Below are 23,287 nucleotides of genomic sequence, written 5' to 3' on the forward strand. Positions count from 1 at the left end.
CCCCGTTACGCGGCCTTGGGCGACTTCGTCGCGCGCACGGCCTCGTCGAGCTCCTTGAAGCTCGGGCGATCGGCGGTGAACAGCACCTTGCGGCCGAATTCCACCGCCACAGCCGGTGCGTAGCCGCTCATCGACGCGAGCAGCACCGCCTTCACGCAGTGGAACGGCTTGGCCGCCGCGCGGCCCTTCGCGTTGAGCAGATCCGCGAGCGGGCCGACGAAGCCATACGCGAGCAGGATGCCGAGGAAGGTGCCGACGAGCGCGCCGGCGATCATCTTGCCGAGCACGGCGGGCGGCGCGCCGACCGAGCCCATCGTATGCACGACCCCCATCACCGCGGCGACGATGCCGAACGCCGGGAGGCCGTCCGCCATCTTCTGGATCGCATTGGCCGCGACCGATGCCTCAGCGTGGTGCGTATGCAGTTCCTCGTCCATCAGGTCCTGCATCTCCAGCACGTTCACGTTGCCGCTCGACATCATCCGCAGATAGTCGACGATGAAATCGAGCAGGTGATGGTCTTCGAGCACGTGCGAATACTTCTGGAACAGCGGGCTTTGCTCGGGCGCATCGACGTCGGCCTCGAGCGCCATCATGCCGTCCTTGCGCGCCTTCTGCAGCAGTTCGTACAGCAGCGCGATCAGTTCGACGTATTGCTGCTTCGTGTAGCCGCCGCCCTTGAAACAGGTGGGCAGGCTCTTGAGCGTCTTCTTCAGCGTCGTGACCGGATTGCTGACGACGAACGCACCGAGCGCCGCGCCGAAAATGCATAGGAGCTCGAATGGTTGAAGCAGGGCCGGCACATGGCCGCCCACGCCGACGAAACTGCCGATCACCGACCCGATGACGACGATCCACCCGATGGCTACAAACATGATTACCTCGTCCGCGACTTGCGCTGCTGCATCCGTTGTCGAAAAGCGAGCGGGACGTCCGGTTGTTCCGCTCCATGCCCGCGACGGCGTCGAGTCTCTGTAAGGCGACGTCGACCGGCGGGTGTGGATGCAATAACGGCGATCGTATGGACGACTGAACCCGTGATTCCACGTATCGAGCGGGATTCACGCCCGGCACACGTTTGCGGGCGCGGATGTGAACGATTTTCTTGATCGAAGTCAAAAGGCGCGCGACCATCGCGAGAAATTCCGTAGCGAAACGCCCCCCGGGAAACACGGCGGCGGATCACATCCCTGTCCCCAAAAAAGGTTCATTGCGGGATGCCGGGGTACGCGACGCGCGGCACGCATCGTCGGGCGGCCGGCCGGGCCGCCTGCCGGCAGGGTTTTCATCAGGACATCCGGCGCGTCGCACGATCCATCATGGCGAATCCACCGTCGCAGCCAACCGCAGGAGGGCGCACCGTGACGTCCGATTCCACTCCCTCGACCGCCTTCGTGTTCGCCGGCGGCGGCAGTCTCGGTGCGATCGAGGTCGGCATGCTCCGCGAGCTGGTCACGAGCGGCGAACGGCCCGATTGCGTGATCGGCGCGTCGGCGGGCGCGATCAACGCCGCCTATTTCGCCGGCCGGCCGGATGCGGACGGCGTCGCGATGCTTGAAGCGCTGTGGTGCAGAATCCGCCGTCAGGACGTGATGCCGTTCTCGATGCGCAGCCTCTTCGCGATGCTGCTGCGCAACCGGCCGCATCTGGTCGAGGCCGACGCGCTGCGCCTGCTGCTGGAAAAGAACCTGCCGTACCGCCGGATCGAGCAGGCTGCGTTGCCGCTCCATATCGTCGCGACCGATGTGCTGAGCGGCCGCGAAGTCGTGCTGTCGGCCGGCTCGGTCGTGGATGCGGTGCAGGCCAGCGCGGCGATTCCCGGCGTGTTTCCGTCGGTCAGCATCGACGGCATGGAGCTCGTCGACGGCGGCGTCGCGAACAATACGCCGATCTCGGTGGCGATCGCGCTCGGCGCCAAGCGGATCGTCGTGCTGCCGGCCGGGTTCGCCTGTGCGTTGCGCGTCCCGCCGCGCAGCGCGATCGCGCATGCGACGCACGCGCTGACGCTCGTGATCGCGCGGCAACTGGTGCGCGATCTGGAGCTATACGGAGCCCGCGCGCAAATTCATGTCGTGCCGCCGCTCTGTCCGCTCGAGGTGTCGTCCTATGACTACTCGCAGTGCGCGCAACTGATCGACAAGGCCGCGGAACGCACACGCGTGTGGATCGAGGAGGGCGGGCTCGCGGCGTGTGCGATTCCTGCCCAGTTGCGCGAGCACGATCACGCGGCGGCGTTGTCGCATTGAGGGCGGCTCGTTTGCCGTGCAAACGCGTGACCGACGAACGCCGGTCACCGGGCTGTCTGAGCCTCTTTCCGGAAATCGATAAAAAAACGGCACCGTGCCACGAGACACGGTGCCGCCAACGGCCTGGAAGGCCCCACTGGTCAGTCGTCGTCAGTCGATCGCGCGCATCGCGTGGCGCAGTTCCTGATAGCTTCGCAGCCCCGCCACGCCGAGTTCACGCCCGATCCCGCTGAGCCCGAAGCCGCCCCAGCACACGTGCGGGTAGATGAGCTGCGGCGCGTTGATCCACACGAGCCCCGCGCGCACGCGCTGCTGGAATTGCTTCGCGATGGCCGCATCGCGTGTGACGACGGTCGCGACGAGCCCGTAGCGCGTGTCGTTCGCGAGCGCGATCGCTTCGTCGTCGGTGCGGAACGATTTCACGCACGCAACGGGGCCGAACACTTCGTCGGTCCACAGCGGGTTGTCGGCGGCCGGCTCGGCGATCACGACGGGCGCCATGAAGAAGCCGTCGCCGCCGGAATCCGCCACGCGGCCGCTGAACGCGACGCGTGCGCCCGCCTCGATGCCTTGCTGGAGCATCGCTTCGACGCGCGTACGCTGCGCGGCGGAGATCAGCGGCCCCATCGCGACCTGTTCCGCGGCCGGCGGCGCGACGACGAGCGCGCGCACGGCCGTCTCGAACGCGGCCATGAAGCTGCGGTACACGCTGTCGTGCACGAGGATGCGCGCGGTGGCCGAGCACATCTGGCCCGCGTTCGTGAACGCGCCCGCGACTGCGAGCGACACTGCAACGTCGAGATCGGCATCGTCGCGCACGATCAGCGACGACTTGCCGCCGAGTTCGAGCGTCACGCGCTTCATGTCGACGGCGGCGGTCTGCATGACCTTGCGGCCGGCCGCGGTGCTGCCGGTAAACGAGATCTTGTCGATCAGCGGGTGCGCGGTCAGCGCCGCGCCGACGTCGGCGCCGCCGTTCACGACGTTGACGATGCCGGCCGGCACACCGGCTTCGGCGACGATGTCGAGCAGTGCGTGCTCGGTGGGCGACGTGAGTTCAGACGGCTTCAGCACGACCGCGCAGCCCGCTGCGAGCGCGGGCGCGAGCTTCCACGCGGTCGTGACCATCGGGAAGTTCCACGGCGTGACGAGCGCCGCGACGCCGACGGAGTCGTAGAAGCGTTCGGCCGTGACGGCGTCGCTCGGCAGTGCGACCGGTTCGGCGGCGAACAGCGCCGGGTCCTCGCACAGCTTCGCGTAGTACGCGAACGTGGCGGCCACGTCGCCGACATCGGCGTCGGCCTCGAACGGCGGCTTGCCGCTCACCTGCATCTGGCGCGCCGCCAGCCGATCGCGCGAGGCTTCGACGCGCGCGGCGATCGTCGCGAGAATGCGGCCGCGTTCGGCGGGCGGCGTATTGCGCCAGCCGGCGAACGCATCGCGCGCGGCGCGCACCGCGGCATCGACGTGCGCGGCCGTCGCGAATTCCTGCCAGCCGATCGCGGCACCGGTCGACGCGTCGAAGATCGGCGCGCCGGGCGCATCGGCATGTGTGCGCACGGGCTGGCCGGCGATGTGCGCTGCGGGCAGCACGAACGTGGCGGTGGAGCGGGAAAGCTCGGCGGTGGACATGAAGGTCATCCTGTCGGTCGGGTTAGCGGTAGGCGACGCCCGGCATCACGCAGAGCATCTCGAACGCGAGGTTCGCGCCGGTGAGCGCGGTGGTGCCGGCCGGATCGTATGGCGGCGCGACTTCGACGAGGTCCGCGCCGACGATGTTCAGCCCCTTCATGCCGCGCACGATCTCGAGGCCCTGCTGGATGGTGAGGCCACCGATTTCGGGCGTGCCGGTGCCGGGCGCGAACGACGGATCGAGGCCGTCGATGTCGAAGCTCAGGTAAACCGGCGTGTCGCCGACGCGTTCGCGCACCTGCGCCATCAGCGGCGCGAGCGACTTGTTCCAGCATTCCTCGGCCTGCACGACGGTGAAGCCCTGCTCGCGGCACCAGTCGAAATCGTCCGCGTGGTAGCCGGTGCCGCGCAGGCCGATCTGCGTGACCTTGTCGCATTGCAGCAGGCCGTCTTCCACCGCGCGGCGGAACGGCGTGCCGTGCGCGATCTTCTCGCCGAACATCGTGTCGTTCACGTCCGCGTGCGCGTCGACGTGCACGACGGCGACCTTGCCGTACTTCTTGTGCAGTGCGCGCAGAATCGGCCACGCGATCGTGTGGTCGCCGCCGAGCGTGATCGGCCGGCAGCCGTTCGCGACGATCTCGTCGTACGCCTCCTCGATGCGGCGCACCGAGTCCTTCAGGTCGTACGGGTTGGTCGCGACGTCGCCGATGTCGGCCACCTGCAGCGAATCGAACGGGGCCGCGCGCGTGGCCATGTTGTACGGGCGCAGCAGCACGGATTCGGTGCGGATCTGGCGCGGGCCGAAGCGCGAGCCCGAGCGGTTCGACGTGCCGAGATCGAGCGGCACGCCGACGAAGCACACGTCGAGGCCGTCGGTCGTCGCGGCTTGCGGCAGCCGCATCATCGTGGCGATGCCGCCAAAGCGCGGCATTTCGTTGCCGCCCATCGGTTGATTCAGTTCGCGGGGCATGGGCCGTCTCCTTTATTTGAGGTCAAGCGATCGGCCGATGGTAGAGGAGAACACGCACGCAAAGATTTTGAAGTCGCAACGTTTACATCGACGGGCTTCGATGCAAGCGGCGCCGCCGCATCGACGCGGCGCAACCGAACGCGGCCGTGCGGCGCGACCGGGTGTGTCAGCGCGGGATGCCCGGCGGCGTTGTGCCGTCGTGTGCGCCGGCGGAAGGGAACGCGGTGGTGGCCGACCCCCACGCGGCGAGTTCGCGCTTCGTGCGCACGCCGAGCTTCGCGAATGCGCGCTTCACGTACGACTCGGCCGACGCGACCCGCACGCCGAGGATCTCGGCCGTCTCCGGCACGGTCTTGCCGGAGAGCAGGTGCTTGCAGGTTTCGTATTCGCGCTTCGACAGCTTCACGCCGTCGGCCGCGATCCGCGCATCGAATTGCGCGAGCGGGTGGACTTCGGGCGTCGGGTGCGCGACGCGCCGCACGGCCGTGGTCGACGCATGCAGTTCGAGCAGCGGAAACAGCACGTCGCTGATGCTGCGAAAGCGGTTCATCTCGGCGAGCGTGAACGGCGGCCGGTCGCGGCCGCGCTCCAGCGCGATCGAATGCTGCGAATAGCGCGTGCCGCGCGCGAGCACGCATTCGTGCCCGATCCGCACGTCGTCGAACAGCCGCTGGCGGAATTCGCCGGGTGGGATCGCCGCGATGTCGCGCACCACGAGCATCGTGCCCGTCTTGCCGCGCAGCCCCGCGAACAGCGGGTCGCTGTCGAGAAAGCGCTCGTAGTAGAGCGTCATCACGTCGGAGATTTCGGTGGATTCGGTATCGATGCCGCTGCTGCCGATCCATTCGCATCGATAGCCGGTGGGCATCGAGCCGTCGACGCGCGAGCGTTCGACGTGCGCGACGTCGAGCGGCACGACTTCATTGAGCAGTTGCGTGAGGCACGGCACGAAGTGCGGCGTGCCGACCGTCTCGATCAGCTCGCCCAGCGCCTTGAACGACACGTTGAAGCGGTCGTTGTCGCGGTGGAAGGGGTTCACGTTGAGCAGCATGCGGTTCCCCGGGTGAAAAGCCGGCGGATTGTAGCGTTCGCAACGAAAAACGTCATTAGGGGGAAACACCGTCGGTTGTCCTGCCGACCCGTTCGCCCCGGAAAACACGGCTTGTCCCCCCCGGAGGGGGGCATACCGGGGCAGTGTAAATGAGTAACTTTGTCTCTGCTTTTTTCAATCGAGAGACGAAAGATTCACATGACCAAACTGATCAAGGACATCCTGCCGCTCGGCGCAGGCATCGGCGAATTCACGAAGCTCGACTTCGGCATGGACGAGAGCGACTGGCGCGCGGCGGAAGGCAAGAGCGGCAACTACATCATCGGCTGGTGGGAAGGGAAAGCCGGCTCGGTGGGGTTTCCGGAAACCGCGGCCGACGAAGCCGTGTGGCTCGTCGAGGGCCGGATCGCATTGACCGACGTCGAAGGCAACCGCAAGGAATTCACGCCGGGCCAGGGCTACCTGCTGCCGGCCGGCTTCGCGGGCCGCTGGGAGACGATCGAGGACGCGAAGAAGTTCTACGTGCTGCTCGAGCAGTCGTGATGTCCGGGGCCGCCGCCGGGCGCGTCGTCCGTGTGACGCGCGCCCGGCGGCGGTTTCGCTTTTCGCGTGTGATGGCTGGGATCATGGAAATGGAAGTCAAGACAAGAGAGACTGCACCGGAGCAGGCGCACGCCATGCGTGGCGCACCGGTCGCACTGGGCGTCGAGGCGGCGCTCGCGAATACGAAGCTGTTCCCGTACTGGCTCGACAACCCGGCGGCGCCGGCCACCGAGCCGGAACTCGTCGGCGACGTGACGGCCGACCTGCTGATCGTCGGCGGCGGCTTCACGGGGCTGTGGGCGGCCGTGCAGGCGAAGGAACAGATGCCGCACCTGAACGTGGTGCTGATCGAGGCCGGCAAGGTGGCGCACGGCGCATCGGGCCGCGCGGGCGGGATCATCTCGACGTCGGTGATGCACGGGCTGCCGAACGCGGTGCGCGTGTTCCCGAACGACATCGCGCAGCTCGAGGCATTCGGCCATCACAACCTCGACGGCTTCGAGGACACGCTGAAGCGCTACGACATCGACGCCGATATCGAGTGGAACGGCGAGATGACGGTGGCGGTCGATCCCGAGCACATCGCGCACCTGAAGGGCGACTACGACCTGCATCGCGAGTACGGCCACAACGTCGTGCTGCTCAACCGCGAGGAAACGCTCGAACAACTGAATTCGCCGCTGTTCGCGGGTGCGCTGTGGTCGCGCAATCGCAGCGGCATCGTGCATCCGGCGAAACTCGCGTGGGGGCTGAAGCGCGCGGCGCTGCAGCTCGGCGTGAAGCTCTACGAGCACACGCCGCTCGTGACCGTGGCCGACGAAGGCAGCACGGTGTTCGTGACGACGCCGAAGGGCAGCGTGCGCGCGCCGCGCGTGGTGTTCGGCAGCGGCACCGCGAAGGTCGGGATTCCCGACATCAACCGCCGCGTGATGCAGGTGCGCGACCACGTGCTCGCGACCGAGCCGCTCACCGACGAGCAGCTCGCGCGGATCGGCTGGAAGAACCGCCAGGGCGTGTACGACACGCGCACGCAGCTCAACTATTTCCGGCTGACGAAGCACAACAACATCATCTTCGGCGGGCTGGTGAGCTATCACTTCGACGGCGATCCGGAGCCGCACCAGGACGGCCAGCGCGAAACGTACTACCGGCTCGCGGAAGCGTTCTACCGCACGTTCCCGCAGCTGTGCGACGTGCGCTTCTCGCACGCGTGGGGCGGCCCGATCGACTACTGCTCGCGCGGCTCGGTATTCGCAAAGCGCTACCTCGGCGACAAGGCCGTGTTCGTCGCCGGCTACACGGGCTTCGGCGTCGCGGCGAGCCGGTTCGGCGCGTTCATGGGCCTGAACATCCTGTTCGATCGCGACAGCCCCGAGCGCAAGCTCGACATCGCGAACCAGAGCCCGAGCTACATCCCGCCGGAGCCGATGCGCTGGGTCGCCGCGAAGATCACGTTCCATGCGTTCGACGGCGCGGATGCGGAAGGCGGCTGGAAGCGCGCATGGATCAGCGGCATCAAGGCGATGGGCTTCCCGATGTAAGCGGCGACGGGGCCGCTCCGCGCCGGGCCGCCCCGTCATGCCGACACGACAAGACACGATCCCCAGAGGAGACGGTCCGCACCGCGGACACGGAGAGAGACAACAGATGAATGTAGTCAACCTGCAGGATGAAGCGCGGCAGGAAAGCGCGCTGTTCGTCGTCGTGATGCTGCTGCTCGGCATGCTCGGGCCGACGGTCTTCCTCGGCCTGCCCGCGATCGTCGGGCAGGTCGAGCGTCATTGGGGCTTCGGCGAAGCGGCGCTCGGGCTGTCGAGCTTCATCGAGGTGCTCGGCGAATCGACGGGCACGCTGCTCGTCGCGTTCGTGCTCGGCCGCCAGCCGGTGCGGTGGGTGCTCGCGGGGGCGGTGACGCTCGCGGCCGGCGCGAATCTCGGCACGCTCGCGACGCACGGGCTCGTCGCGTATTCGGCGTTGCAGTTCATCGCGGGCGTCGGCTCGGGCGGGCTGAACGGCATCGCGCTGCGCTACCTGTCGTATTCGCGCGCGCCGGAACGCAATCTCGGGATCATGCTGATGGGGCAGGTGACGTGGAGCATGGTGCTGCTCGCAACCATTTTTCCGATGCTGAGCGACACCTGGGGCGCGCACGGCGTGTTCGGCTTCGTCGCGTGCGTGCTCGGCATGTTCGTGCTCGCGACGCCGCTGTTTCGCCGCGGCGAGACGATGGCCGCACCGGCGCCGGACGGCGTGGCCGGCCGCATCGACCGCAAGGGCGCGATGCTCGTGCTGTGCGCGCAGCTCGCACTGTACGGCGGCGTCGGCGTCGTGTGGACCTTCCTCGAGAAGATCGGCACCGCGGCCGGCCTGAGCGGCCGGTCGGTGTCGCTCGTGCTCGGCGCCGCGAACGTCGCGAGCCTCGTGATCTGCGCGGCGATGCCGAAGCTCGGCGCGGGCGCGGGGCTGCGCCGCTGGGCGCTCGTGAACCTCGGCGGCTGCGCGGTCGCGGCCGTGCTGCTCGCGCTGCCGGCGTCGGCCGCGACGTTCACGCTCGGCGCGATCGTCTTCATCGGCTGCTGGACCGGCGGCGCGCTGCTGATCTACGCGACGATTCCGCAGTACGACCTGGTCGGCAAGTCGGCCGCGCTGTCGCCCGGCTGCGTCGCGCTTGGCTATGGCGTCGGCTCGGTCGCGGGCGGCTCGCTGATCGAGCGTGCGGGCACGCAGTCGGCGCTGATCGCGGCGATCGTGCTGTGCGCGGTGGCGTTCCTCTGCTATCGGCGGCTGCGGCCGGCCGTGTTCGGCATGGAACGCGCGCTCGCAGTGGCATCTGAATGACGGTGGCGACGCGCGCCGCTGCCGATGGCGGCGCGCGTCCGGTTCGGTTCATCGGCGCAGGCGGCGAGCGTGGCGCGCGATGCGCGTCGGGCTGGCCGCCCGGGTAACGCGCACACGCGCAGCGGCTTGAAGCATGTTCTCGAATACCTCCGATCTCGATCTCCGGCTCATCCGGGTTTTTCTGGCCGTCGTCGACGCACGCGGCATCACGGCCGCCGAGGCATCGCTCGGCGTGCGGCAGTCGACCATCAGCACGCAGCTGTCGGCGCTCGAAGCGCGCGTCGGCTTCAAGCTGTGCGACCGCGGGCGCGGCGGCTTTCGCCTGACGTCGAAGGGCGAACGCTTCGCGGCCACCGCGCGCACGCTTGTCGCGGCCACCTCCGAATTCGTCGCGCGCGTGCGCGACATCGACCGCAAGCTGGTCGGCACGCTGTCGATCGGCCTGATCGGCCAGGCGCCGCTCGTCGAGAACGCGCGCGTGGCCGATGCGATCGGCGCATTCCGCAAGCGCGACCAGGCCGTCACGTTCGCGATGAAGGTCGCGTCGCCGCAGGAGCTCGAGGAAAGCCTCGTCAACAACCAGCTCGATCTCGCGATCGGCTATTTCTGGCATCGCGTGCCCGGGCTGCTCTACACGCCGCTGTTCACCGAGCAGCAGGTGATCTACTGCGGGCGCGGGCATCCGCTGTTCCATGCATCGCGGCCCGTGACCGCGGACGATTTGCAGCTTCACGACTGGGTGTGGCGCACCTATCCGGTGCCGGAGGAGCAGTATCCGCTGCCCGAGCGGCGCGTGACCGCGAGCGCGGACAGCATCGAGGCCGCGACGATCCTGATCCTGTCGGGCGGCCATCTCGGCTACCTGCCCGCGCACTACGCGGAGCCGTTCGAGCAGCGCGGGCTCGTGAAGGCCGTCGGCCGCACGACGTTCAGCTTCGACGTGCCGCTGCATCTCGCGATGAAACGCAGCGCGAGCGACAAGCCGATCGTCGACGCGTTCTGCGAGGACCTGCTGCGCGCCTTCAACATCAAGGCGGCCGCGCTGGCTGCTTAGGGCGTGAACAGGCCCTGAGCCGGCGGCGCGCGCTCAGCAGTCGACCAGCACCCAGTCGAACAGCTCGCGGCGCGTGCGCACGCCGAGCTTCGCGAACGCGCGCTTCACGTACGACTCGGCCGTCGACAGCTTCACGTCGAGCTGCTGCGCGGCCTCGGGCACCGAGCGCCCGCATAGCATCAGCCGGCAGATTTCGTGCTCGCGGCGCGACAGCTGCACGTCCTGCCGTTCCAGGCGCGCGTCGAAGCTCGCCTGCGACGCGGTATTCACGGCCCCCGACGCCACGCGCCGCGCCGCGCAGGTGCGCGCATGCAGCTCGAACATCGGGAACAGCAGGTCGACCATCTGCCGAAAGTGGAACAGCTCGTCCATCGTGAACGCGGGCCGCCCGGCGGTGCGTGCGAGCCCGAGCGCGTACTGCAGGTGCGCGTTGCCGTGCACGAGCAGGCATTCCTGCTCGATGCCCGGCTCGTCGAAGATCCGGCGGCGGAATTCGCTGTGCGCGATGCCGTCGACATGGCGCTGCACCAGCAGCGTGCCGGCCTTGCCGCGCAGCGGCGCGACCAATGGATCGGCCTGGCAGTAGTCCTGGTAGTAGAGATCCATCACGCGCAACGTATCGGCCGCGAAGCGCAGGCTGCCGCTGCCGAGCCATTCGACGACGAAGCCCGACGTGCTGCCCGTATCCGCGCGCCAGCGTTCGAGGTGCACGGCGTCGGCGTCGATGCTGTCGTTGACGAATTCCGTGACCGCGCCGACGAAATCCGGCGTACCGACCGCGCGCAACGTCGCGCCGAGCGTGTCGGGGCGCACGCCGATCAGGTAGTGGCCGCGGGCGGCCGGGTCGGGTTGGAGAAGTCGCATGGTCGGGCGTGGGCGGTCAGGGAACAGTGCGACGTTACGCGAACGATATACGCGCGTCAGCTGGGAATTCACCGGACCCACCCCACCCATTTCATGCGTTGTCCCCAAAACGATGACAAGACCGCGCGTGCGGCGGGCGGAATTCGCCCGCGCCCCCGCGGCGGGGGGGCATACCGCCACGAATGGTCTGGCTACAGTGAAAGCACTTCGAAAACCTGATCAACAGAAAGGACAGGCCATGCAGATGCAACCGACGCCCGCCGCCAAGGATTCGACACCGGCGGATTTCGTTCTCACCAACGCGAAGGTCTATACCGTCGATCCGCACAAGCCGTGGGCACAGGCCGTCGCCGTGCGCGACGGCCGAATCGTCCATGTCGGCGACACGGCGGCCGTGCAGGCATACGTCGGTGCGGACACGAAGGTGGTCGACGCGGCCGGCCGGCTCGTGCTGCCGGGCTTCGTCGAATCGCACTGGCACTTCGAGACCACCGCGTTCGCGTTCCAGGCGTTCGTGAACTACGAGGATCCGCAGAAGGTGCTCGCCGCGCTGCGCGCGTACGTCGAGTCGCATCCGGACGAGCCGGCGATCACCGGGATGGGCTGGGTGCAGGCGACGATTCCGCCGGCGCTGCTGCGCAAGGAGACGCTCGACGCGATCTGCGCGGATCGCCCCGTGTGCCTGCTGTCGACCGATTTCCATTCGATGTGGGTGAACTCGAAGGCGTTGGAGATCGCCGGTATCGATGCATCGACGCCGCCGGTGCAGGAGGGCGCGAGCTGGTTCGAGAAGGACGCGGTGACCGGCGAGCCGACCGGCCTGATCGTCGACGGCGCCGCGTATTCGTTGCTGATGCAGCGGATCAGCGCGGCCGGCCTGCTGCCGACCGGCATCGACCTGTACCTGAAATCGATCCCGCCGTGGCAGAAGAAGCTGTGCGCGGCCGGCGTGACGACCGTGTTCGACGCGGGCTTCTTCGATCCGAGCGGCGACCAGTCGCTGCTGTACGAGACGCTGCAGACGATGGAGCGCGCGGGCGACCTGAAGCTGCGCGTGGTGGGCAGTGTCGCGGTGATCGGCGAGATCGACGATCCGGTCGGCACGCTCGTCAAATACCGCGCGCAATACGATTCGCCGCTCGTGAAGGCGCGGGCGCTGAAGCTGTTCCTCGACGGCACGGAAGCGAACCACACCGCGTACCTGCTCGAACCGTACGCGGACCGCCCCGACACCTGCGGCGCGCCGACGATGCCGGCCGACACGTTCAACCGCTACCTGGTCGAAGCCGATCGTGTGAACGCGAACGTGATGGTGCATTGCGTGGGCGACGCGGCGGTGCGGATGGCGCTCGACGGCTTCGATGCGGTCAACCGCACGAACCCGCCGCGCGACCGCCGCCACGTGATCACGCACGCGTTCCTCACGCATCCGGACGACATCCCGCGCTTCCGCCGCGCGGGCGTGATGGCGAACACGCAGCTGCAATGGGGCGTGGTCGACGCGTACACCGAGCAGCTGCGCGACCACTACGGCCACGCACGCTGGAGCAACATGTACAAGTTCCGCACGTTCCTCGACGAAGGCGTGACGGTGTCGATCGGCATGGACGGCCTCGCGTGCCAGTGCCGCTGCCAGCACAAGCCGCTCGAACACATCGAGTCGGGCCACACGCGCCAGCTCGCGGGCGAGCCCGATGCGCCGGTGTTCCCGGACATCGCCGAGCGCCTGAGCCTTCCGCAGCTGATCGCCGCGTACACGATCCACGGCGCGTACCAGCTCGGGATGGAGCACGAGGTCGGCTCGCTCACGCCCGGCAAGCGCGCGGATCTCGTCGTGCTGGAAAACGACCTGTTCGAAGTCGGGCAGTACGACATCGGCCGCATCGACGTCGCGCTGACGATGATGGGCGGCCGCGTCACGCACGTGGGCGAGGACTTCGGCGTGCGCACGGGCGTGCAGGCATCCTGAGCGGTTTTCGGTTGGCGTGACGAAGCGGCGAAGGAGCTTTCAATTCGCTTCCGTGTTGGGTCGATCGGGGCATCCGCCCGGAACCGGATGCCCCGATTGTGCGGCGTGTCCCCCTAACGGCAGGGCAGACCGGCCAATTTCCTCTGGCTACATTTTTCCGGACCGAAGCACACGCCGCTCGTCGCGAGCGGATCATGATATCGACGGAGGAAACCATGGCAGGGGATTGGAGCAAGCATCTGGGAACGGCATGCGCGGCGCTGGCGCTGGGCGGCGTCCTGTGGGCCGGCGCGCCGGTGGCGCACGCGGCGGACGTCGTCAACGTGTACAACTGGGGCAACTCGATCGGCAAGGCGACGATCGCGAACTTCGAGAAGGCGACCGGCATCAAGGTGGTCTATCAGGAGTTCGATTCGAACGAGACGCTGCAGGCGAAGCTGCTGTCGGGCACGTCGGGGTATGACGTGGTCGTGCCGTCCGACATCTTCTGGGCGCGGCAGCTGCAGGCCGGCCTCTACCGCAAGATCGACAAGAGCCAGGTGCCGAACTACGGGCTGCTCGATCCGGAAATCATGAAGGTGCTCGCGAAGGACGATCCGGGAAACCAGTTCGGCATTCCGTGGACGTGGGGCACCGACGGGCTCGGGATGAACGTCGAGAAAGTGAAGGCCGCGCTCGGCAACGACGCGCCGCTCGACAGCTGGGCGCTGCTGTTCGACCCGAAGTACGCGCAGAAGCTGAAGCACTGCGGCATTTCGGTGCTCGATTCGCCGGTCGACGCGTTCGGGATGGCGTTCGTGTACCTGAAGAAGGATCCGAACACGACGAACCCGGCCGACTACCAGGCCGCGTACGAGCTGCTGAAGACGGTGCGGCCGTACATCACGCAGTTCAATTCGAGCAGCTACATCAACGATCTCGCGGGCGGCGACATCTGCCTCGCGCTCGGCTGGTCGGGCGACGTGAACTCCGCGCGGATCGCGGCCGCTTCCGCGAAGAAGCCGTATCACATCAAGTACGTGATCCCGACCGAGGGCAGCGCGATGTGGTTCGACATGATGGCGGTGCCGAAGGATGCGCCGCATCCGGACGCCGCGCTGAAGTTCGTCAACTTCGTGCTGTCGGAGAAGGAGAGCGCGAACCTGACCAACGACACGTCGTACCCGTCGGCCGTGCCGTCGTCGAAGCACCTCGTGCGCGCCGAAGTGACGGGTGATCTGGCCGTATTCCCGCCCACCGACGTGATCCGCAAGCTCAATGTCAGCAAGCCGGTTCCGCCCGAGCTGATGCGTCTGCAGAACCGTCTCTGGACGAAGCTGAAGACCGAGTAAGCCGGCCGCCGCTTCTCCCCACTCCCGTACACCTTTCGCGCGCCCCGCCGCTCATCGCGGCGGGCGGGGGCGCGCGCGTCCCGACGACCACCCAACCATGAAAATCAAACACATGACGGCGCTGTGCCTGCTCGCGTTCGAAGCAGCGTCTGCATTCGCGCACACGCCGCAGGCGACCGACGCGAGCAGGATGAAGGCGCTGCAGGCGCAGGTCACCGCGCTGCAGCAGCAGGTGAACGAGCTGCGCGCGAGCATGCTCGCGGCGAAGCCCGCCGGCTCGGCAACGACGGCCGATGCCGCCTCGGGCGGCGCGAAGATCGGTTCGATCAGCACGGCGGCGGCCGCCGCACCGGCCGCGGATGCCGCGCCGGCATTCACGAACGACGACCTGCAGCAGATGCGCGAGCAGATCGCGAACGCGTCGCTGAAGGTCGACTCGCTGCAGGAAGCGGCGACCACCGGCCCGCTCGCGGGCCTGAGCATCACCGGTTACGTCGATCCCGTGTACCTGTTCAACCGCGCGCAGCGCACGTCCGGCTTCCAGTTCCTGAACCACGACCCGGGCGCGTACGACTATTTCAACAGCACGATCGGCGACGTCTACCTCGACATCAAGAAGACTTTCGGCGTCGGCCCGATGGCGCCGGCGGCGGAGGTCGTGATCCAGCCGAACCGCGGCTTCGGCAATGTATTCAGCAACTCGCACGGCGGCGTCGGCAACAACATCATCACGCAGGCGGTGGTCACCGTGCCGCTCAGCACGACGCGTACCTTCGAAATCGGGATGATGCCGAGCCTCGCCGGCTACGAGGTGCAGCCGTCGAACCAGATGCTGACGCTCACGCACGGGCTGCTGTACGACTTCAGCGAGCCGGGCAACCTGATCGGCATCGGGCTGAAGGGCTCCAACGCGGCGATGACGCGCTTCTGGCAGGTCGTGATCGGCAACGAGGTGCTGCGCACGGCCGGCGCGATCGCGAACGCGGCGAACAACACGACGAAGACCAACTGGACGCCGACGATCACCGCGCGCTTCGACAACGCGACGTCGACCGCCTTCGACTTCGGCATCTCCGGGATGCTGGGCCGGCAGTCGCTGTTCTCGCCATGCGCGCAGGCGGGCGGCTACGGCTACCAGTGCAACGGCTCGTCGCCGACCGGCCTCTACAAGTACGTGGAAGCCGACGTGACCTATACGCACGACAAGACGCAGGTCAACGCGCAGGTGGACTACGGCGAGCTGCAGAAGGGCGCATGGAACGGCGGCACCGCGCGCTGGTACGGGATGTCGCTGCTCGGCCATACGAAGTGGACGACGTCGTGGGTCGGCCGCATGGGCGCGACGCTGCGCTTCGACTACCTGAACGACACGTCGAACGGCGGCGGCGGCACGAACATCCAGTACGGGCTCGCGGGCGGCAACCCGTCGGTGAACGGGTCGAGCGGCTTCGGCATCGATCCGGCGTGCTTCCATGCCTCGTCGACGAACGGCACCGAGTGCAAGGGCGCACAGCGTTATGCGATCACGGCCGACCTGCTGTTCTATCCGACGCAGCAGATCACCGTGAAGCTCGAATACCGCCACGACGCGGCGAACCATCCGGTGTTCCTGAAGAGCAACGGCACGTACGCGCGCAGCAACGACCTGGCCGGGATGCAGTTCATCTACTCGTTCTGACCGGCCGCACGATGCATCACGCGCCGGGCCGCGCGGGCCCGGCGCATTCAACCCAGGAGATTTGACCTTGAAGCTGCACACCTTCGTGACCGACATCACCGATCCGCGCGAGCGCGGCCGCCTGATCGGCGAGCGCTTCGCGCCGGAGATCCGCGAGACGGTCGCGCTGTATCTCGCGTTCTTCCCGAAGCTCGGCATCGCGCTGCAGCGCGCGCGGGAGATCGGCGAAGCGAGTCTCGCCTCGCTCGGCGCATGGTGCCCGCGCCTCGCCGCCGAAGTCGAGGCGATCGCCGACGGCGTCGAGCTGCCGCGCTGGCAGCTCGCGTGCCTGAACGCGCGCACCGAGATTCTCGCCACGGCACCCGCATCGGCCGAAGGCGAGTGCTCGACGACCGTCCATGCGCCGGCCGGCCCGCAAGCGCCGCGCACGCTGCAGACGTGGGACTGGCACGACAGCCTCGCGCCGCAGGGGCTGCTGATGCAGTTCGCGACGCCGCACGGCCGTACCGTCAAGCTGTTCTCCGAATTCGGGATGCTGGCGAAGCTCGGCGTGAACAGCGCGGGGCTCGGGCTGCACTTCAACATCCTGCATCACGCGAGCGACAACGACAGCGCCGGCGTGCCGGTGCATGCCATCGCACGGCGCCTGCTCGAAGACGCGACGACGGTGCAGGAAGCGATCGACATTGCGCGCACTGCGCGCGTGAGCGCGTCGACGGTGCTGACCGTATTTACGCGGCATGACGCGAACCCGCGCGCGGCGAGCATCGAGTTGAGCCCGTCGGACGTCGGTGTGGTGGTGCCGCGTCCGGACGGCTGGCTGCTGCATACGAATCACTTCCTCGATCGCGCATTGAGCGGCGGCGAGTGCATGCCGGACAGTTCGACCACGCGCGAGCGCTTCGCGCACCTGAATGATGTCGTGAACGGGATGACGAGTGCCGACGTGCGCGAACGCGCGGCGGCGATGTGCGGGGCGGCCGGCGATCAGGCCGTCGTGTGTTTCCATCCGGACCTGTCGATGCCCGACACCGAGCGCTGGGCAACACTGTTGACCGTCGGCATCGATACCGATGCGTGCGCGCTCGACTACGTGGCGGGCAATCCGCACGACCTCGCGCGCGACGGGGCGCTGCGGTTCTGACGCGACGTGCGGTTAGTGGTAAGGCCGGGCGGCACGCGCGTGCCGCCCTCGTGACGCTTATGCGTCGATACGTTCGACCTTGCCGACGAGCAGCCCGTACGACAGGCTGCCCGCAAGCGCCATCGCGGCGATGTAGGTGATCGCACGCGAGAAGTCGGCGCCGTCCACCAGCAGCCCGATCACGATCGGCGTCGCGATCGCTGAAAGATTGCCGATCAGGTTGAACACGCCACCGGTGAGGCCGATCAGCCGCGCGGGCGCGAGCCCCGACACGAGCGACCACGTGATCGATGCGAAGCCGTTGCCGAAGAACGCGATCGTCATGAACGCGATCACCCAGCCCGTCGACGTCACGTAGTTCGCGCCGATGATGCAGGTCGAGATCAGCAGCCCCGAGATGATCGGCAGTTTGCGTGCGAAGCCCTGCGATGCGCCGCGGCGCATCAGCCAGTCCGACAGCACGCCCGAGCACAGTACGCCGACGAACGCGGCGAGGAACGGCAGCGACGCGAGGAAGCCGGACTTGATGAAATCCATCCCGCGATACTTGACGAGGTAGGTCGGGAACCACGTGAGGAAGAACCACAGCGTCGAGTTCAGCGCGAACTGGCCGAGATAGATGCCCCACAGCTTGCGCCGGCCGAGCACGACGCCGAGGTCGCGCCACGTCGACGGTGCGCGTTCGGTGCGCGCCGCGACGCGGTCTTCGAGATCCACGAGGCCGCCGCCGTCGCGGATCAGTGCGATCTCGGCCGCGTTGACGCCGCGAAACGCGCGCGGCTCGCGATATACCGCATACCAGATCGCGGCCCAGACGATGCCGGCGAGGCCGGTCGCGACGAACACCATGTGCCAGCCGAGATGCACCTGCAGCCAGGCGAGCACCGGCGTGAGAAACGCGAGGCCGACGAACTGGCCCGACGTGTAGCCGCCGATCGCGCTTGCGCGTTCGCGGGTCGGGAACCAGGTCGTCACCACGCGGTTGTTGATCGGGTACGCCGGCGCTTCGAGCGCACCGACTGCGAGGCGCAGCACGATCAGCCCGACGAACGAGCCCGCGAAGCCGAGCAGCAGCGTCGCGGCGGACCACAGTGCGAGCGCGCCCGCATACAGCACGCGCGGCGACACCTTGTCGACGAGCCAGCCGCCCGGGATCTGCATCAGCGCGTAGGTCCAGCCGAACGCGGAGAACACGAGGCCCGCGCGCACCGGATCGATGTTCAGTTCCTTGAACAGCGCGGGCGCGGCGATCGACAGGTTGCTGCGGTCGAGATAGTTGATCACCACTGTGACGAACAGCAACGCGAGGATCAGCAGCCGCTTGCGGCTGGGCGTTGTTGTCTGCGCGGCGGCTGCACGGGCGGCAGGATCGGATGCGATGCCGGCATGTGCGGGCAACTGTTCCGGCGGATTGGCGTGGGTGCGCGACGCGGAATGAGCCACGGTTGTCTCCTGTGTTCTGTGCCAGGCCGTCACCCGCGAGCGGGGCGGCCGAATCGAATGGCGTTGGGGCGAACGTTAGAGCCGCGGCGGGAAGCACGTCAACATTTGGACAGGCATCCCTATTAATGGGACGTGACGCGCTCAATATGTGGGAATGAGCGGCGATCACGCCGCCGCGTGCATCAGTTGGCCATCGCCTCCTTCGCGCTGACCCAGCCCTGCACCGCGCCTGCGTGCGGGTTGCGATACCGCACCTTCAGCCACTGGAAATCGGCGCTCGTGTCGATCAGCTCGACCGTGTCGCCCGCGACGACGTAGCGGCGCGTGGGTGCGTCGTTCATCGCGTCGTGCAGCGGCAGTCGCGCCGGGCGCACCTTGAACGTGACGGTGCCGCCGCCGTACGCGTCGGGGCGGCGCGACACGCGCTTGCCTTGTGCGTCGTAGGTCAGCAGCATCGACGACGGGCCGGAATCGGTGTCGAGCAGGTCGCGCAGGTCGTCGGGGATCGCTTCGCTGGACTGGTACAGATACAGCTTGCCGCCGGCATCGTCGCGGTACGCATCGGTGTACCAGATCGGGCCGCCGCGGCACGAGCTGTACAGCGTGCGCTCTTTCGGCTTCGCGACCACGTTGACCAGGTCGTCGCAGTTGCCGTGCGGCATGTTGCTCGGTGGCATGCGCAGCGGCTCGAACTGTTGGCGTGCCGGGTCGTACAGGTAGATGCCGTAGCTGTCGTTGACCATGCCGAGCGTCGCGTGCATGGCGAGATCGCGGTGGCCGTCGAAGTTGTAGTCGTCCGACGAGAGGTGATAGTGGCCTTCCTCGTCGCTGGCTGTGACGTCGAGCGTTTGCGTCTTGCCGCTCGGCAGGAAGCGCACGGTGATGTGCGCGCTGTCCGCGCGTTCGACGCGGGCCGTGACGGTGTCGTCGACCTTGAATGCGAGCAGCGGCTTGGCGGCGTGCGCGGCACGCGTGAGCGATACGCACGCGGCGAGAAGCAGCACGGTCGCGGCAACGCGGGGAAGCGGGTGGAGTCGCGGGGAGCGCGTCATGGGCAGGCGTAGGAGCGAAAGTCGAGGATGAACCGGCTGGCGACTGCCTAGCCGCGCGTGCTGTCGTCCTGAAAACCGTCCTTGCCGACGAAGATCTCCTTCAGCGCGGCGCGCAGCGTGACCGGATCGTATTGACCGGGCGCGAGATGGATCACGTAGCGTGTCTGGCCGTCGAGACGCGCGGCGATGCCGGGTTCGATCTCGACGTCGATCGTGTCGTCCGTCAGGCGGACCGACAGATCCTTGACGCGCACGTTGACCTGGTCGCGCACCATCACTTCGATCAGCGCGTCGTCCGGAAAGCGCGACAGCGCGAAGCAATAGTCCTGCTCGGCGTCGTGGCAGTAGATGTTGGCGAAGCTTTCGTCGTCATCGAGATCGGACGTCGCCGCGCCGATGGTGGCGTGAAGTTCCATGAATCGGGGTTCCTGCGTAAGGGAGTAGGGGTTATCGGGTTGAATGAAGGGCCGTGTCGATCGCGGTTGCCGCGCCGGGCGTCACGCCGGTGTCGCACGATGCATCGGCATCGCGCGCCTTCAGCCACAGCCCGAATTCGCGCATCACTTCGACCACGGGCCGCAGCCGGTCGCCGTCGGCGGTCAGGTCGTACTCGACCCGCACCGGCACTTCCGGATAGACGGTACGCCGCACGAGCCCGGCATCTTCCAGCGCGCGCAGGTCGAGCGTCAGCATCCGTTGCGAGATGCCGGGCATGTCGCGCCGCAGGTCGCTGAAGCGCCGCGGCCCGTCGAGCAGATACGACACCAGCAGCAGCCGCCAGCGGCCGCCGAGCAGGCGCATCGCTTCTTCAACGGAACATCCTGTCGCACTCGTTTTCATCGCGCCGAATCCTGGTCGGTAAATTTTTTGTGACTACGGCACAAACGACTGCCGTCTTCACAGCCTTGCGCCGATGCGAGATATTAGCGCCCGCGTCGCGGCGAATCGATACATGGACAACTCACGAAGGACACGCATGAAGCTTTATCACGCTCCGGGAAGCTGTTCCCAGGCCATCTGCATCGTGCTGCGCGAAGGCGGCATCGACGCGGAGGTCATCAAGGTCGACGCGCGCAAGCATGTCATTGAAGACGGGCGCAATTACTACGATGTGACCGAACTCGGCTACGTGCCACTGCTCGAACTCGACGACGGCACGCTGCTGCGAGAAGGGCCGGTGATCGCGCAGTATCTCGCGGATCTGCGTCCGGATGCGGGGCTCGCGCCCGCCTACGGCACGCTTGCACGCTATCGGCTGATGGAGTGGCTCAACTTCCTCGGCACCGAGATCCACAAAGGCTTCATCCCGCTGCTGTACGCGGTGCAGGCAGGGAAATACGTCGACCCGGCGAGAACGAAGCTCGATAGTCGTTTCGCCTGGATCGACCGTCAGCTCGAAGGCAAGACGTTCGTCACGGGCGACACGTTCACGGTGGCCGATGCGTACCTGTTCGCGCTGACGGGCTGGGGCAAGGCCGACTGGATGCGGTCCGTGTACCACGCGGATATCGACCTGACCCGGTATGCGCATCTGCGTGCGTGGTACGAGCGGGTGCGGGCGCGGCCGGCGGTGCAGCAGGTGCTGGAGGCCGATGGGCTCGCGCGGTAGCAGGCGACGGCGGTGGCGGAGTCGGCGCATCCTTACGCTTCGTCGACGCCCCGCCACACGGCAAAACCCCGCGCTATAATCCCCGCCATGAAATTCCTCCGGACGATCATCCTGCTGCTGCTCTGCGCGGTGCTGCCCATCAGCGGGCTGGCAGCCAGCGGCCTGGCCGGGGAATGTCCGATGATGCAGCAGGGCATGTCGATGTCGACGGACATGGACGCCGGCATGTCCGCCGACATGCCGGGCTGCGATTCGATGAAGCCGTCTTCCGTCGACAAGTCCCACGCGAAAGCGAAGGGCATGGCCTGCAAGCTGACGGCGCAATGCCAGTTCGGCAGTCTCTATCATCCGGCCGCTCGCGCCGAAGTCAGTCGCCCCGCAGCATTCGCCAGCACCGTCGCGTTCCACTACGCGCAAATCCTCCCGGTCCGCGATCCGAACGGGTTGTGGCGCCCTCCACGCATCAGCTGATCCCGATCCGATAGGTTCGCCGCGTTCGCGGTGAGGTTCGTCCTGTATCAGGACGTGGAATCCCTTTGGGGTTCCGCCGTTGGGGTTCAACCATGTCATTCCATTTCGGCACGCCGCTTGCGCAGCGTGCGCGTCGGCGCGCGCCCATGCTTTGGGCGGCGCTGCTGGTGGCGGGCGCCGTTCACGCGCAGCCATCGCCTTTCACGCTGGACGCCGCGCTGCAGGCTGCCACCGATCATTCCGCTTCGATGCAGGCCGCCCAGGCGTCGGTGCACGCGAGCGCGGAGGCGGCCGTGAAGGCCGGCCAGCTGCCCGACCCGACGCTCAAGGCCGGCATCGACAACCTGCCGGTCAATGGCGGCCAGCGCTTCACCGTCGGCCAGGACTTCATGACGATGCGCCGCATCGGCATCGAGCAGGAGTGGGTGTCCGGCGACAAGCGGCGCCTGCGCTCGGCGCTTGCCAACGAGCAGGTCGGGCGCGAGCGCGCCGGCTATCTCGCGCAGCTCGCGAGCGTGCGCCAGCAAACCGCGACGGCATGGCTGAACGCCGTCTACGCGAAGCAGGCGCTCGCGCTGCAGCAGGCGCTGCTCGATCACATGAACCATGAGCTTGAAGCGACGAAGGCGTCGTATCGCGGCGCGAAGGCGAGTGCGGCCGACGTCGTCCAGGCGCGGGCGATGCTCGCGCAGACGCAGGATCAACTGCTGAAAGCGCAGCAGGTCTACCAGACCGCGCTCATCGCGCTGTCGCGCTGGACCGCCGTGCCGGTTGGCGACGTCGCCGGCACGCCGCCCGCGCCGGAGTCGTTCGTGTCGTCGCTGCCGCCGGACGAGCTGCGGCTGTCGCAACCGGCGCTGATCACTGCCGCCGACGATATCGCGGTTGCCGAAGCGGATACCGCCGTCGCGAACAGCGAACGCAGCCCGAACTGGACCTGGGAAGTCGCGTACCAGCAGCGTGGCGGCGCGTATTCGAACATGGTGTCCGTCGGCGTCACGATCCCGCTGCCGCTCAATCGCAAGAACCGCCAGAACCGCGACGTCGCCGAAAAGGCCGCGCTCGCGACGAAGGCGCGCCTGATGTACGAGGACACGCTGCGCCAGGTGCAGGCCGATATCCGCACGCAGTCCGCGATGCTTGCGAGCGGTCGTGCGCGCATCGCGAATCTCGGCGACGCATTGCTGCCCGCCGCCGACCAGCGCGTGCAACTGGCGAACGCGGCCTACCGCGCGGGCACCGGCTCGCTCGCCGATACGTTTGCTGCCCGCCGCGCGCAACTGGATGCGCAACTGCAGGTGCTCGATCTCCGGCGCGAGGTGTCGCTGACCTGGGCGCAGCTCGAATACCAGGTCGTGCCGTCGACGCTGGCCGCCGCGCAATAAGGGA

The 23,287-nt window shown here is 67.5% G+C and carries 21 protein-coding genes; 12 read left to right on the forward strand and 9 right to left on the reverse strand.

Annotated features, from left to right (window positions below; genetic code table 11):
• Positions 1 to 5 precede the first annotated feature (5 nt).
• Positions 6 to 875 (reverse strand): flagellar motor stator protein MotA, encoded by an 870-nt coding sequence (motA, locus tag FFS49_RS34810; protein ID WP_039353960.1) that lies wholly within the window; start codon positions 873 to 875, stop codon positions 6 to 8.
• Positions 876 to 1,319: 444 nt separating this feature from the next.
• Between motA and FFS49_RS34815 the strand changes: the two genes are divergently transcribed.
• On the forward strand, positions 1,320 to 2,246 hold the full coding sequence (locus FFS49_RS34815) for a patatin-like phospholipase family protein (protein WP_105817389.1): 927 nt from the start codon (positions 1,320 to 1,322) through the stop codon (positions 2,244 to 2,246).
• Between the two features lie 150 nt (positions 2,247 to 2,396).
• On the opposite strand, the gene FFS49_RS34820 is transcribed toward FFS49_RS34815, so the two are convergent.
• The 3 genes from FFS49_RS34820 to FFS49_RS34830 form a co-directional block, all read right to left on the reverse strand.
• Complete coding sequence (locus FFS49_RS34820) at positions 2,397 to 3,878, reverse strand: aldehyde dehydrogenase family protein (RefSeq protein ID WP_105817388.1); 1,482 nt, start codon at positions 3,876 to 3,878, stop codon at positions 2,397 to 2,399.
• 22 nt (positions 3,879 to 3,900) lie between these two features.
• A complete protein-coding gene (gene speB / locus FFS49_RS34825) occupies positions 3,901 to 4,851 on the reverse strand; it encodes an agmatinase (RefSeq protein ID WP_039353965.1) in 951 nt (316 codons plus the stop codon).
• A 166-nt stretch (positions 4,852 to 5,017) separates the two neighbouring features.
• Positions 5,018 to 5,902: a helix-turn-helix transcriptional regulator gene (locus FFS49_RS34830; protein WP_105817387.1), complete on the reverse strand. Its 885-nt coding sequence runs from the start codon at positions 5,900 to 5,902 to the stop codon at positions 5,018 to 5,020.
• A gap of 198 nt (positions 5,903 to 6,100) precedes the next feature.
• Here FFS49_RS34830 and FFS49_RS34835 point away from each other — a divergent pair, with 198 nt between their 5' ends.
• From FFS49_RS34835 to FFS49_RS34850, 4 genes are all read left to right on the forward strand, one after another.
• The gene (locus FFS49_RS34835; protein WP_105817386.1) at positions 6,101 to 6,445 is read left to right on the forward strand and encodes a cupin domain-containing protein; all 345 of its coding nucleotides are present in this window, start codon (positions 6,101 to 6,103) and stop codon (positions 6,443 to 6,445) included.
• A gap of 83 nt (positions 6,446 to 6,528) precedes the next feature.
• On the forward strand, positions 6,529 to 7,986 hold the full coding sequence (locus FFS49_RS34840) for an FAD-dependent oxidoreductase (protein ID WP_105817385.1): 1,458 nt from the start codon (positions 6,529 to 6,531) through the stop codon (positions 7,984 to 7,986).
• A 106-nt stretch (positions 7,987 to 8,092) separates the two neighbouring features.
• A complete protein-coding gene (locus FFS49_RS34845; RefSeq protein ID WP_039353973.1) occupies positions 8,093 to 9,283 on the forward strand; it encodes an MFS transporter in 1,191 nt (396 codons plus the stop codon).
• A 133-nt stretch (positions 9,284 to 9,416) separates the two neighbouring features.
• Positions 9,417 to 10,337, forward strand: coding sequence for a LysR family transcriptional regulator (locus FFS49_RS34850; protein WP_039353976.1), 921 nt, complete (start codon positions 9,417 to 9,419; stop codon positions 10,335 to 10,337).
• Between the two features lie 33 nt (positions 10,338 to 10,370).
• On the opposite strand, the gene FFS49_RS34855 is transcribed toward FFS49_RS34850, so the two are convergent.
• Positions 10,371 to 11,201 carry a helix-turn-helix transcriptional regulator gene (locus tag FFS49_RS34855; RefSeq protein WP_105817384.1) on the reverse strand — a complete coding sequence of 277 codons (831 nt, stop codon included), beginning with the start codon at positions 11,199 to 11,201 and terminating at the stop codon, positions 10,371 to 10,373.
• Between the two features lie 238 nt (positions 11,202 to 11,439).
• Between FFS49_RS34855 and FFS49_RS34860 the strand changes: the two genes are divergently transcribed.
• From FFS49_RS34860 to FFS49_RS34875, 4 genes are all read left to right on the forward strand, one after another.
• Positions 11,440 to 13,170: an amidohydrolase gene (locus FFS49_RS34860; protein ID WP_105817383.1), complete on the forward strand. Its 1,731-nt coding sequence runs from the start codon at positions 11,440 to 11,442 to the stop codon at positions 13,168 to 13,170.
• A gap of 215 nt (positions 13,171 to 13,385) precedes the next feature.
• Positions 13,386 to 14,501, forward strand: a complete 1,116-nt coding sequence (locus FFS49_RS34865; RefSeq protein ID WP_105817382.1) for a polyamine ABC transporter substrate-binding protein — start codon at positions 13,386 to 13,388, stop codon at positions 14,499 to 14,501.
• Positions 14,502 to 14,598: 97 nt separating this feature from the next.
• Positions 14,599 to 16,179, forward strand: a complete 1,581-nt coding sequence (locus FFS49_RS34870) for a DUF3138 family protein (RefSeq protein ID WP_105817381.1) — start codon at positions 14,599 to 14,601, stop codon at positions 16,177 to 16,179.
• A 67-nt stretch (positions 16,180 to 16,246) separates the two neighbouring features.
• A complete protein-coding gene (locus FFS49_RS34875) occupies positions 16,247 to 17,323 on the forward strand; it encodes a C45 family peptidase (protein ID WP_105817380.1) in 1,077 nt (358 codons plus the stop codon).
• Positions 17,324 to 17,380: 57 nt separating this feature from the next.
• On the opposite strand, the gene FFS49_RS34880 is transcribed toward FFS49_RS34875, so the two are convergent.
• The 4 genes from FFS49_RS34880 to FFS49_RS34895 form a co-directional block, all read right to left on the reverse strand.
• Positions 17,381 to 18,766: an MFS transporter gene (locus FFS49_RS34880; protein WP_105817379.1), complete on the reverse strand. Its 1,386-nt coding sequence runs from the start codon at positions 18,764 to 18,766 to the stop codon at positions 17,381 to 17,383.
• Between the two features lie 182 nt (positions 18,767 to 18,948).
• Positions 18,949 to 19,818, reverse strand: a complete 870-nt coding sequence (locus tag FFS49_RS34885; RefSeq protein ID WP_105817378.1) for a hypothetical protein — start codon at positions 19,816 to 19,818, stop codon at positions 18,949 to 18,951.
• A gap of 47 nt (positions 19,819 to 19,865) precedes the next feature.
• Complete coding sequence (locus FFS49_RS34890; RefSeq protein ID WP_039353986.1) at positions 19,866 to 20,234, reverse strand: hypothetical protein; 369 nt, start codon at positions 20,232 to 20,234, stop codon at positions 19,866 to 19,868.
• Between the two features lie 31 nt (positions 20,235 to 20,265).
• A complete protein-coding gene (locus FFS49_RS34895) occupies positions 20,266 to 20,658 on the reverse strand; it encodes a helix-turn-helix domain-containing protein (RefSeq protein WP_039353988.1) in 393 nt (130 codons plus the stop codon).
• Between the two features lie 136 nt (positions 20,659 to 20,794).
• Between FFS49_RS34895 and gstA the strand changes: the two genes are divergently transcribed.
• The 3 genes from gstA (at position 20,795) to FFS49_RS34910 (ending at position 23,283) form a co-directional block, all read left to right on the forward strand.
• Complete coding sequence (gene gstA / locus FFS49_RS34900) at positions 20,795 to 21,427, forward strand: glutathione transferase GstA (protein WP_105817377.1); 633 nt, start codon at positions 20,795 to 20,797, stop codon at positions 21,425 to 21,427.
• 87 nt (positions 21,428 to 21,514) lie between these two features.
• Positions 21,515 to 21,898, forward strand: coding sequence for a hypothetical protein (locus FFS49_RS34905; RefSeq protein ID WP_071333268.1), 384 nt, complete (start codon positions 21,515 to 21,517; stop codon positions 21,896 to 21,898).
• Positions 21,899 to 21,990: 92 nt separating this feature from the next.
• Complete coding sequence (locus tag FFS49_RS34910) at positions 21,991 to 23,283, forward strand: TolC family protein (protein ID WP_105817376.1); 1,293 nt, start codon at positions 21,991 to 21,993, stop codon at positions 23,281 to 23,283.
• The last annotated feature ends 4 nt before the right edge of the window (positions 23,284 to 23,287 follow it).

Source organism: Burkholderia sp. 4NA327C6, assembly GCF_005502655.1.
In the GTDB taxonomy this organism is placed as follows: domain Bacteria; phylum Pseudomonadota; class Gammaproteobacteria; order Burkholderiales; family Burkholderiaceae; genus Burkholderia; species Burkholderia contaminans.